9 protein-coding genes are annotated in these 11,818 nt (G+C 54.3%); all 9 read right to left on the bottom strand.

What is annotated here, in order from left to right; translation table 11 throughout:
• Positions 1-155: 155 nt before the first annotated feature.
• Positions 156-902 (bottom strand): c-type cytochrome, encoded by a 747-nt coding sequence (locus tag HW115_RS06335; protein ID WP_178931750.1) that lies wholly within the window; start codon positions 900-902, stop codon positions 156-158.
• 57 nt (positions 903-959) lie between these two features.
• Entirely contained in the window at positions 960-1,682 is a 723-nt protein-coding gene (locus HW115_RS06330) for a cbb3-type cytochrome c oxidase subunit II (RefSeq protein WP_178931749.1), read from the bottom strand.
• 35 nt (positions 1,683-1,717) lie between these two features.
• The gene (locus HW115_RS06325; RefSeq protein ID WP_178931748.1) at positions 1,718-3,160 is read right to left on the bottom strand and encodes a cbb3-type cytochrome c oxidase subunit I; all 1,443 of its coding nucleotides are present in this window, start codon (positions 3,158-3,160) and stop codon (positions 1,718-1,720) included.
• Between the two features lie 56 nt (positions 3,161-3,216).
• Entirely contained in the window at positions 3,217-4,116 is a 900-nt protein-coding gene (locus tag HW115_RS06320; protein ID WP_227021319.1) for a c-type cytochrome, read from the bottom strand.
• A gap of 21 nt (positions 4,117-4,137) precedes the next feature.
• On the bottom strand, positions 4,138-5,493 hold the full coding sequence (locus HW115_RS06315) for a hypothetical protein (RefSeq protein ID WP_178931746.1): 1,356 nt from the start codon (positions 5,491-5,493) through the stop codon (positions 4,138-4,140).
• A 45-nt stretch (positions 5,494-5,538) separates the two neighbouring features.
• Entirely contained in the window at positions 5,539-6,162 is a 624-nt protein-coding gene (locus HW115_RS06310; RefSeq protein ID WP_178931745.1) for a c-type cytochrome, read from the bottom strand.
• Between the two features lie 56 nt (positions 6,163-6,218).
• Positions 6,219-6,770: a DUF3341 domain-containing protein gene (locus tag HW115_RS06305; RefSeq protein WP_178931744.1), complete on the bottom strand. Its 552-nt coding sequence runs from the start codon at positions 6,768-6,770 to the stop codon at positions 6,219-6,221.
• 35 nt (positions 6,771-6,805) lie between these two features.
• On the bottom strand, positions 6,806-8,272 hold the full coding sequence (nrfD, locus tag HW115_RS06300; RefSeq protein WP_227021318.1) for an NrfD/PsrC family molybdoenzyme membrane anchor subunit: 1,467 nt from the start codon (positions 8,270-8,272) through the stop codon (positions 6,806-6,808).
• Between the two features lie 104 nt (positions 8,273-8,376).
• The gene (locus HW115_RS06295; RefSeq protein WP_178931743.1) at positions 8,377-11,808 is read right to left on the bottom strand and encodes a TAT-variant-translocated molybdopterin oxidoreductase; all 3,432 of its coding nucleotides are present in this window, start codon (positions 11,806-11,808) and stop codon (positions 8,377-8,379) included.
• Positions 11,809-11,818 lie beyond the last annotated feature (10 nt).

Genomic DNA, 11,818 nt, shown 5'->3' with positions numbered 1-11,818 from the left:
CGACGAAGGTATGGTGCGGGCACCATGACTAAGGAGAAACAAAGCCAAAGGAGTCATTCATCCGGAACTCTCATGGATCACGCAGTGCTTTTCCAAATACCTCAACAACGATCAATCGTCTCGTCTGTTTTGCGGAGTGGTATTAGGTAAACCTCCTACTCGGAAGCGGGAGCTACCGGTTGAAGGGTCTTGGGGTTGACCATGGTGGCCGGATCCAGCGGTTCACCTTTGAGATCCCGCTTGTAGTCGGCATCGAGCTCTGTAGCAGTCATTGCACCACCATTCCGCTCCTTGCTGGCATCGAGGGCATCCTGTGCCATTTCCAATGTAATCAGCTGATCGTTTTTATTGCCAAAGTTATTCCGGATATAGTTGAGGATACCGGCAAGCTCCTTCGCACCCATCCCGGATCCCTGAGCAGGCATCACACCGTTGTAGGTTTTACCAGCAACCGTGATCGGGTCTTTACATCCGTTGAGAATAATCATCGCCGGACGCAAACTCGGACCATTCACCCACTCCGAGTTGGCCAGTGGAGGATAGGCATCCGTTCCGATGCCATCGTTGCCGTGGCAACCGGCGCAGGAAGAATAAATTTTCCCTCCCACCTTGTTATAGGCGACCATGGCAGGTTTGGGTTTAGGTCCTGAATTCTCCTCACCTTCGGCTGCAGCACGCTCATATCCCGGTTTGACCGTCTTGGTGTAATTAAACAGATTACCACCGCCGAAGAGCACACCACCACCGATCAAAACCACAATGGCACTACCGAGGATAAACCAAATCGATAAGGGCTCGGCACCTTCGGTAAACATATGGTTTTCACGTTGCGCTGCAGCGGCGTCTGTTAGCACACTCGAACGATCGTCAAGATCCGGTTGGCTGGTAGGTTGCTGGGACATGTTGATTAACTGTAAAGGGTTGTTGAAAAAATCAGAGAGGGTTTTGAAACGAGAGGCTTACTCTTCTTCATCCTTGCCACTGTAATCCAGTGATTTGGGCATCTTGTCATCACGCTTGAAAGATAACAAATAGCTGGCCAGCACTCTGGCATCTTGCTTCGGACGAATCACACGACCCTCACCCGCATCAGCAGTCAGGGCAAAAACACCATCCTGCCCAACGGCATCAACGGTTTCAAACATCTGCTTCTGCGACGGACAATTTGACCAACTCATGTCGAGTTTCTCTCCGTGCTTCCCAAGGCGGATCTCATTGTTACGCGGGTTGTAAAGGTGCTCGAAAATCCAGGCTTCGGCAGTCATGCCAACTTTGCTTCCATATGCCTCAGCACGATAGGCAAAGTTACTCAGGTCCGGCCCCATCCGCATCAGACCGATCTGGGCAAAGTCCTCACCTGTGAAGTCGGCGTAGCTCGTCTCACGGCGGGTATCGCCATCGTCATTTTTTACTCCGGCAATGCCTTCGCGGTGAATTTCCGATCCGGCATAGGTTGGGCGAACCAACTGGGTGTGGCAGGTATAACATCCATTTGCCTTATAGATTTCACCTCCATTGAGTTTCCGTCCGGCGACACCATGCTGGTAATAGGCGGCGTCTTCATCGTCGTTCATTTTCACAGGCGGACGAGCGTCCGTACTCGCCACCGGGATGGCAATAATGCACGTCCACGCCAGACCGAAGCTGGCGAACATTCCAATGAGAAAAGTTTTAAAGGTCATGATGAAAATAGGAGCGGATAGATTTCAGAATGGGTTTAGGCGCTGGCACTTTCACGACGCAGCAGGGTCGGGTGCGCACTGCGGCGGCCGAGACGCAACCACATCAGCGTGAGGTGAAGGAAGAAGAACATGTTGGAGATCAGGATAAAGCACCAGGCGACGGTCATACCAATGGCAAAGGGAGAAACCGCCTCCACTGCTTGCCTCCACGGATGAACGTGATTTTCCTGGGCGGCACCCTGCTGGAAGCCACCAAGCAAGGCACAGAAGATCACAACAAAAAGAATGCCATAGATGGAGAACCAGAAGTGGGTTCGGATCATCCGGGCTGAAAGCCACTCACGTCGTGTGATCCGGGGGACAATGAAATAAATCGCACCAAACATCGCCATGCTGAAAAAGCCATACAGAGCAAGCAGCTCATAGCCGTAACCGGCGATGGTAAACTGGGTGAACTTCAGGGCGGCGGGGTGAGCGAGGATCACACTCATCAGGGCAAGGATCAACATGCCAACCGTAGCGGCAATACTGAACCGCAGCGATGGGCTGTTAGCGATGGCCTCGGTCTGTCCCGAGGTTGTTTTCAAAATATTCACTCCACTGAGCAGCAAAGGCACGGCGATGAGAATGGTTGCGGCAGCTCCGGCATACTGGACAAAGACCGGGATGGGAGCACCCATCAGTGCCTGCATTCCTGCCCAAGGGGCAATCACGGCAAGCGCCCAGAACCCAGCCATCGAATAGGTCGAGTTATAGATTGGGCGGGCGGTAATCTTCGCCACGATGTAATAGATCGATGCAATCGCAATCGGCGTGAAGAACAAGAAGATCAGGGCAAAGCGGAACCAGGCGTTGATCGCGGCGGCCATCAATGGCTGCACATCAAACACATTGACGTAAAGGTTGGCCGTCAAATAAATCCAAGGGAACCAAATGGTCGCGCCAAGCAAGTACCACTGGGAGATATAGGTCGAATCACCACGGCGGATACGGAAGCTGATCACCACCCAGATCGCAATCGCAGCGTAGGCGCCGAGAAGCACCGGCCAGACGAAGGTCGGGAACTGCATCCAATGTTTACCGGTTCCGTGACCGCAGAGAATTCCAATCGTTCCCACGGCAACGGCAAAATTCCAAATATGTCCGGCAACCAAAATCGTACCAGCATTTTTGCTGGGCTGGCGTGACAGACGGGCCATCAACCAAATCAGCACACCAAATCCTGCCTGGGCACCCCATCCGTAAACCAACACATTCAAGTGCGCAGGAAACACCCGGCCGTATTGCAACCCGGAGCACTCACCCAAAAACCCGGGAGCGTAAAGCTTCGCCATGGAAACAATCGCAAGGAAAAGCGCAACGGCAAGCCAGGCCGCTCCACTGGTGAAGAAAAACATCACAGGATGCCGCAACGAACGATCAATCTCTGATCGCAGTTGGGTATCCTCAACGGTTGATTCGTGACTTTGAGTGGACATGATGAAATGGTTTGGAAAGGTAATGTTCGTTAGGTAATTCCTGACAAGAGGTGGGGCTATTTCGCCGGGGTGCTCAACCACTCGGCAATGACCTCGATTTCGTCATCGCTGACGCCGGTCATAATCGCTTGCATGGCAGCACTGGTGCCATTGTTCCGGGCACCTGACTTGATGTCCTTCATCTGGTTGACAATGTAATCCTTGCTCTGCCCGCGCAGGTTCGGATAGTTCGGTGCAAGCGGGGTCTTGGCATCCGGGCCGTGACAAGCGACACATCCTTTGGCGATGTAGGCGGCTGCACCGGGGTGATCTTCCTTGAGTTCGATCTCAAGCTTTTGCTCGGAAATCCACTTCGCCAGCTTCTGCATTTCGTCGTCGCTCAGGGCTTCCATCAGCGGCTTCATCACCACAGCCTGGCCGTTGGTGCGTTTGCCATCCTTAAAATCCTTCATCTGGGCGAGCACATAATCGACATTCTGGCCACCAAGTTTTGGATACATCGGGGCGATCGGACGATTGCCATCCATGCCGTGACAGGTTGCGCAGGTTTTTTCCTGGAACAGTTTCAAGCCCTCACCGTCGCCAGGGCCTTGGCTCAGGGCTTCCAGCTGCTTTTTGTGAGCTTCACTTCCGGGGACAAAGGTGTCCGACTTGCCGGGCTTGCTTTTAATCTCATTGCCGAGGCGATCAAACACCTTGGCCGGTGGCACCTGCTTGCTTTTTCCCGCTTCGACATCTTTTTCGACCAGAAGTGCCGATTGGGCGGCTTCCACTTCGGCTTTCAAGGCCAGGCGTTCGGTCGCGCGCAAGGTTTCGACATCACCGGCATTTCCGGAAGTCGAGTAATAGGCAATGACCGACACCAGACCGAAGGAGCCAAAGGCTGCTAGTCCCCAGCAAAAACTGCTGAATCTGCGGATCGGTGTGTCGCGATGGTTGGAATACTGGGTAGTCATATCCTGAGGGAAATTAGTCACTTAGTTGAACAAGTTGGCGGATTCGAGAATGCGCGGGTCGCGGTGTGGGAACAGGCTGCTCTTGGTCAGTGCCCGCATATAGAAATAGGCGAAGAAACAACCGATCGTAACAAAGGCAATCAGGTCGAGCCAGAAGACGTTCCCAGTGGAAAACAGCTGTGGTCCTCCTTCGCTGAACATCGTCAGGGAGGGTCCACGTTCCGGCGTGACCATGATGTAGTGGTCGAGCGCATGAAGGGTGAACAAGTAGATCGTGATCGGAATCATCAGACCCGGCTTTTTCTTCACATCGGAGCGCAGCAGGAAGAGGAAAGGCAAGGCGAAGTGGCCGAAGACGAGGCAGACACTCGCGGTGTTCCAGTTGCCGGTGTTACGCAATAGGAAGTAGCTCGTTTCCTCGGTAATGTTGGCATACCAGATCAGGAAAAACTGGGAGAAGGTGACGTATCCCCAGAAGACCACAAAGGCAAAGGTCAGTTTACCCATGACGTGATGGTGCTCAGGGCTCATCACCGTCTGCAGGTATCCGGCACGACGCAGCAGGATGGAAGTCAAAATCAGCAAGGCCATGCCATTGAGCACGCAACCCGCAAAGAAATAAACGCCGTACATCGTCGAGAACCATTTGAAATCAAGTGCCTTGACCAGGTCAAACACGAGGAAGGTCGCAGTCAAACCAAACACCACGAGGAAAAACATACTGAGTTTGCGGGAGAAAATCAGACGCTCAACGCCCGGGTTCGGGTCGTGGTCTTGGGCAACGGAAATTTTCTTCAACCAAATGATCCCACCACCGAGGGCGACGAAGTAGAACACCATCCGGCCAAACCAGAACGGCAGGTTCATGTAGAACTCCTTGGCGGCAAGCAATGCCTGATGGTTGGCATACAGGGTTTCTTTGACCTCTGGAGTCACACTGCCATAGGTGCCGGTTCCTGCGATCCGGTGTTCGTTCATCCACTCATACAAGTGCTTCTGCACCTCGGGGAAAAAGAAGGGAATGGCAAGGATGGCAAACCATGGAAAAACAGACGCCAGATTCTCCATCAAGCGACGCACGGCGATTCCCCAACCAGAGTTGGAAACGTGGTGGAGCAACATCCAGAACGTGCCACCCAAGGTGATGCTGATGAAAAAGATAAAGGCAAACAACCACGAGTAAGCATACTGCCCCTGCACGGTATCGGCCGGTTGGTTGACCTCAGTCGAATCACCGTGGATGAACAACAAGTACACGCTGAGGATGATCCCAAGCAAGGCAATCACGCCACATACCATCATCGGCAGTGCAAGTTTACCCGGAGCGATATGTTCGCCGTCGGCTGGGATGTCTTTGGATGTTACGAAGTGACCCATTTTAGAAGTAGGAAGTTGAAAGTGGAAATTCGGGGATAAAAAGAATTACTGGTCAGCGGGAACGCTGCGGGCGGCTTGCAGGGCTCGGACGTAAGCGATGATCGCCCAGCGGTCTTGCACCGGAATATTGTAACCATAGCCACTCATCTGGCCTTTGCCTTTGGTGATGGTTTCAAACATCTTACCGTCAGGGTAGGTGGGTTTGGCAAAGCCGGTCAGGTCCGTGGCTGGAATATTTCCCTTCACTGCGGCGGCTCCCTTGCCATTGCCGGACTCACCGTGGCACGGCATGCAGGAGATATTGAAACGCTCCTGGCCATGACGGAGAAATGCCTGAGGATCGATATCGGCGAGGCCAAGCTCTTCGAAAGGAATGCCGTCACCGTATGCATCACCGATCACACCGGTGTGGCTGTAAGCCGTGCTGTTGCCAAAACTGATACCCGAACCGTCGATTTCAAATCCGCGGGGCACCGTGCCCACAACCGGCTTACGGGCACTCATACCGTCGGCAAAGAAGTTGCTCACCGTCTGGGTTTTGACTTTGTCCTGATCATCCATATCCGGGAATAGGCGCAGTGGCGTTCCACTGAACATTTGTCCACGGAATCCGAAGAAACCGATCACCATTACAATGATCAGGGCATAGGCTAAAAAGAAGTAGCGCATGGGAGAATAGTTATCTGTTATTAGTTATCAGGAAATGGGATGGCGGGGTCGGCTGGTTAGGCTTCGGGCTCCTCGACAAGTTCGATGTTGGAACCGCCGGCGTCTTCCAGCAGGGTTTTCGTTTCTTCCGAGGAGAACCGTGGGTCACGGGCTTCGATCGCGATAAAAAAGCCGTCGTCGGTCGCACGGGCAAATTGCTCACTCTCAAACAAAGGGTGGTTGAGACGGGGAAGCCCCATCAAGGCCAGCAATCCAAACAAGGTGGTAAATCCAGATAGCAGAACCGTCAGCTCGAACATGATCGGGAAAAATGCCGCCGTCGTAAAAATGTTGGCAGGCTTCGCCTGGACGACCGTCGGGTAAATCACCACCTGAGTGGTGTAGGCCAGCGTGATCGCCGTCAAAAATCCCAGCGATCCACCACAGAAGACCAACCATGGGAGAATCGATTTTTTCATACCCATCGCTTTGTCCAGGCCGTGAATCGGATAGGGTGAGTAGCAGTCCCACTTCTTGTGGCCTGCATCACGCACCTTCTCCGCTGCCTTGTAGAGGGCAGAGGCGCTTTCGAACTCGGCGAGGTAGCCGTAAACACGTTTAGGAGTCATAGGAAATATGGAAGATGGATGTTGGGAGATGGAGCTTAGTTCTGCAATTCGTGCTGGTAAGGAGCAACCGCCTCGGTGCCCTGGTCATCGATGGCCTCCTTGTCGTCGAAGTGCGGATCACTCTTCGGCAGTGTCCATTTCACCTCGGCGATGTTGATGCACGGGAGGAACTTCAGGAAAAGAAGGAACAAGGTGAGGAACATACCGATGGTTCCGACGTAGGTCATGATGTCGACCCAACTCGGGTTGTAGTATTTCCAGTCACCTGGCAGCCACATCCGTGGCAGGGTGGTCACAATGATCACAAATCGCTCAAACCACATACCGGCGTTCACCGCCATACAGACGCCCATGACCACCCAGAGGTTTTCACGGCAGAATTTGAACCAGAAAAGCTGCGGAGCAATCACGTTACATCCCATCATCGCGATGTACGACCACCAGTAGGGGCCCGCGAGACGGAAATAGAATGCGGCGCCCTCGTATTTTGCCCCTGAGTAGAATGCGACAAAGAGCTCCATCAGGTATGCGTATCCCACGATCGTTCCGGTCAGCAGGATGATCTTCGACATGTTTTCGATGTGCTTCATCGTGATCATGTCGTGCAAGCCGTAGATATAACGGGCCGGGATCATGATGGTCAGCACCATGGCAAATCCACCAAACACAGCACCCGCCACAAAGTAAGGTGGGAAAATCGTAGTATGCCAGCCGGGCACCACCGAGGTCGCAAAGTCAAAACTCACGATCGAGTGCACCGAAAGCACAAGCGGGGTGGAAAGGGCAGCGAGCAGAAGGTAAGCCACTTCATAGTGACTCCACTGGCGGTTACCACCGCGCCAGCCGAGGGAGAAAATCCCGTAAAGCAGTTTGCGCAGGCCTGGTTTGGCACGGTCACGGATGGTGGCCAGGTCGGGCACCATGCCGAGGTACCAGAAGATCAGGGAGATGGTAAAATAGGTTGAAACCGCAAACACGTCCCAGAGCAGGGGCGATTTAAAGTTCTGCCAGATCGCATTGGCATTCGGAATCGGGGCGAGGAACCACACCATCCAAAGACGACCAACGTGGAACATCGGGTAAATACCCGCGCAACAAACCGCAAAAATCGTCATCGCCTCGGCCGCTCGGTTAATCGAGGTCCGCCAATTCTGGCGCGTCAGGAAAAGAATCGCGGAAATCAAGGTTCCGGCGTGACCGATACCAATCCAGAACACAAAGTTCACAATCGGCCAGCCCCACATCGCGCGGTTGTTGTTACCCCAGACACCCACACCGGTGGATACCAGGTAAAACAGCCCGCCACCAACACCGATGATGGCAATCAGCACACTCGGGATAAACAGCATCCACCAGATGGCAGGCTGCTTGTTTTCCAGAATGCCACAGATACGCTCCGTGATCCAGTTGTAGGAGCGGTTATTGAGAACGAGCTGTTCACGCTCCATCACCGGGATCACCGGCTTGTTCGGGTCTTTTTGGATAGTCGTTTCGTGCGACATGATTGGTTAGTTGGTTACAGAATGAGCTGAATCGAATTCCTGTTCCGTGTCTTCAGTGTCTTCCGTGGTTGGTGAATGGTTTCGTATAATTCGTGATTGCCTCCCTAGTGCATGTTGACCGTGGCACGACCAACCGTCTTACCGTCGGGCATCTTCGGGTTCGGATTCTTCACCCGGGCAAGATAAGATGTCCGGGGCAGGGTTCCGATGTAGTGCAAGAGGTCGTAAGCTCGGTCGATCTTGATGCTGTTGTCCTTGTTCTTGATCCGGCTGATTTTCGCCTTGGGGTCGAGCAAGTTTCCGAAGGTGATTGCATTGGCAGGACAGGCGTCCTGACACGCCACCGTGACGGAGTCGGTTTTAATCCGGAGCTCCTTGTCCTCGATCGTGACCTGTTCGGATGGTATACCGGCGGCAATTGCCTTCTTCTTGAGGTTGGATTTCACCTTACCCTTGGCAGCCTGGATCCGCTGCACACAGTAGGTGCATTTCTCCATCACACCACGCATCCGGACGGAAACGTTCGGGTTACGCTGCAGGTGCGGGGCTTCGCCCACGGCCTTCTTACCGGCGGGTCCCTTGTAAAGGTTCTTGTGGATCAGCGGGTTGCGCTTGTTGTAATCAAAGAAATTGAATCGACGCGCCTTGTATGGGCAGTTGTTGGCGCAGTAGCGGGTTCCGATACAACGGTTGTAAGCCATGGTATTCAGGCCGTCCTCGGAGTGCACCGTGGCGTTCACCGGGCAGACGGTTTCACAGGGAGCGGACTCGCACTGCACACAGGCAACCGGCTGGGGAATCATCTCGGGGTTGGATTCGTCCACCACCAGATGTCCGTGATCATCCTTCTTGAGGTGCCCATCTTCACCGATTACCGGCGTTGCTGCAAAATAGCGGTCCATCCGGATCCAGTGCATCTCGCGGCCTTTGGCCACCTGTTCTTTACCTACGACCGGGATGTTGTTTTCTGCCTGGCAAGCCACCAGACAGGCGTTACATCCGATGCAGTTGCTCAGGTCGATGGTCATCGCCCACTGCTGGCGCTCATCGAAGAGGTGCTTGTTCGCCTTGGCCTCATCGTGCCAGGTCGTCGACCCCTTGGGTTTGTAGAGAGAAATATTTTCCGGAGCGTGGGAATCCATCCCCTGCTTGCGCACATTTTTCAGCTGGGCATCAAAGTCTTTCGCTCCCTGACCGTGGCCCCCTTCGGTGGGAACCGTGGAGATCTCACGTGCAAGCGCCCGCCCATACATCGCATGGTGCTCCTGGGTCATCGCCGTGTGATAGCGTTTGTCCAGGTCCTGGATCGTGCCACCGGCAACCAAGTAGGGCGTTTCCGCACTGCGCAAGGTGTAGGCATTGAAGCCACGGTTCACACTCACCAGAGAGACGTCGGCCTCATTTTCAGGCCCTCGTTCCAGTTCATCGTGTTGGTCAAACCCTTGTCCGTATCCAAGAGAAACCGAAATCACGTTATCCGCATGGCCAAAACCAATCATGATCGGCAGGTCGAGCTCGCGTCCATTCACCGTCAGTTTAACCATCGGGTTGGTGTGGTTTTCCGCCTCACCATCAGGACCGACGCCGGCATTTTTCTTCACCGGGATCACTCCGTAAATCTTACCGTCCGGTTCAAGCCTGAGAATCTTCTCATACAAGCCCATATCCTTGGCGGTCTGGGGCGAAACCATGGCGACGTTGTCCCAAGTCAGTTTGCTGATCGGGTCCGGTGCTTCCTGCAGCCAGGCGTTGTTGATATAACGTCCGTCGTAAATCGATCCGTCGGTCGAGAAAATCACTTCGTAGGAGCCCACCGCCGGTGCGGCTGGAACCGTTACCGAAACAGGAGCCACAGCCACGGGTGCCGCTGCCGCATACGTCGACTCCTTCCAGAATCCATCGCGCAGGAGTTTCATCCAGCTGGTATCCGAATCATCGGCGAGCGAGGCAAAGGTCTTACGCACGGCAGCGTATGCTGGTGAGGCCGTTTCGCCATCCTTGTCGGAGTTGAACAAGCTGCCGGTCAACAAGGCATCAAGGAGATCCAGCTCGGAAACGCCACCGTAAAGGGGCAGAATCAAAGGTTGCACCACGGTATACGCACCAAGTGCGGTGCGGGAGTCACCCCAGCTTTCGAGGTAATGGGCAGCCGGCACGTGCCAGTCAGCGGCATTGGCCGTGGCATGCTTGCGGCATCCGAGGTGAATGATTTGGGCGTTGCCGGCGACGGCGGCAAATCCATCGGCATCGTAATAGGGGTTTGCCGGGGTCAGCAGAAAAACGGTATCGAGCTGCTTCGCTCCAAGGTCCTTGATCAGGCCGGAGATATCGCCATAGCCTGCACGCTCGGTCACGACAGGCTTCAGCGTCTTGCCGTAGTTTTCAAGGGCGGTGTTGATCGCAATCACGACCTGCTGCAGTTCCTTGCTCTGGCGGCTGCCGGCAAGAACCACACTCTTTCCTTTGTTGGCTTTCAGGTCATTGGCGCATTCGAGTGCCCACTTCTGCTGATGCGCATCGAGCTTGGAGCCAGTGACGCTCACCGAAACACCGAGATGCTTGGCAATTTCTGCCGCAATCCCAAGCACCTGGCTGGGCGCGATCCGCAAACGGTGATCCGCCATGCCCCCGGTCAGGCTGAAGCCACCTTCAACCACATAGAGACGGTTCAAATCATCTTTGTTTGGCGCCTTGTCATATCCGGCACCTTCCACAAAACGGTTCTTATAGAAACCACTTACCGGCCCCTGCTGGTCAAGCTCAAGAAAATCACTGTCGAGAGACAGCACCACCTTGGCATCGGAATAATCCGCCACCACGTCCGCACCGGAACCAAAGGCATCGACATTCGCCTGCTTGCGGGCTTCCCCGGTCAAGGGCTCGTAACTGTAAAACTTCGCTCCAGCAAACTTCGCCTGCAGCTCCTTGGCCAGACGACTCCGGGTCGGTGACTCATCTTCACCAAAGACAAAGCCAATCTTGGCATCCGGCTTGATTGCTGCCAGAGCTTTGACAAAGGCATCACGGCTCGACTTCTCCCCTTGCTGCAAGAATTCGCGGGAGCGCGCCGGGTCATACATATCCAAGACCGAAGCCTGAGTAAAGGAATCGGTTCCGGTGAGTGAATCAAAGCGCTTGTTGGGCTCGATCTTCGTCGGACGATTCTCATGGGTGGTCACGACAATCGGCACCGCACCATTGGCCCGCGGCATCGATGAGGCATAATAGACCGGCTTGCCTGGAATGCTCCACTCGGGGGATTCAGCAAAGGGCACAATCAGTTTTTCCGGACGGCGGCAGGCCGCCAGGCCAAATCCGGCCAATGCGGAGGATGCCCCCATGAGTTTGACAAATGAACGTCGAGAGATCTCACGTTCTTCCTCAGTCTCCATGTGTGATGATCCTTCGACAAATTCGCGCTCCAGAGCATTCTGGAATCGTGGTGTCTGTTCGAGTTCGCCAAGGCTGCGCCAAATCTTGGTGCCGGACTCATTAACGGGAGTGTCGGCGGGCGGTGTGGTCTTCCGATTGCTCATGTGCTTGATT

It is taken from the genome of Oceaniferula marina (assembly GCF_013391475.1).
GTDB lineage: Bacteria > Verrucomicrobiota > Verrucomicrobiia > Verrucomicrobiales > Akkermansiaceae > Oceaniferula > Oceaniferula marina.
Note: the sequence above shows the minus strand (reverse complement) of the source record. Positions and strands in the feature narration are given on the sequence as shown.

Coding starts and splice junctions, on each gene's coding strand:
- HW115_RS06335 (WP_178931750.1), bottom strand. CDS start 902: ATGTCCCAGCAACCTACCAGCCAACCGGATCTTGACGATCGTTCGAGT.
- HW115_RS06330 (WP_178931749.1), bottom strand. CDS start 1,682: ATGACCTTTAAAACTTTTCTCATTGGAATGTTCGCCAGCTTCGGTCTG.
- HW115_RS06325 (WP_178931748.1), bottom strand. CDS start 3,160: ATGTCCACTCAAAGTCACGAATCAACCGTTGAGGATACCCAACTGCGA.
- HW115_RS06320 (WP_227021319.1), bottom strand. CDS start 4,116: ATGACTACCCAGTATTCCAACCATCGCGACACACCGATCCGCAGATTC.
- HW115_RS06315 (WP_178931746.1), bottom strand. CDS start 5,493: ATGGGTCACTTCGTAACATCCAAAGACATCCCAGCCGACGGCGAACAT.
- HW115_RS06310 (WP_178931745.1), bottom strand. CDS start 6,162: ATGCGCTACTTCTTTTTAGCCTATGCCCTGATCATTGTAATGGTGATC.
- HW115_RS06305 (WP_178931744.1), bottom strand. CDS start 6,770: ATGACTCCTAAACGTGTTTACGGCTACCTCGCCGAGTTCGAAAGCGCC.
- nrfD (WP_227021318.1), bottom strand. CDS start 8,272: ATGTCGCACGAAACGACTATCCAAAAAGACCCGAACAAGCCGGTGATC.
- HW115_RS06295 (WP_178931743.1), bottom strand. CDS start 11,808: ATGAGCAATCGGAAGACCACACCGCCCGCCGACACTCCCGTTAATGAG.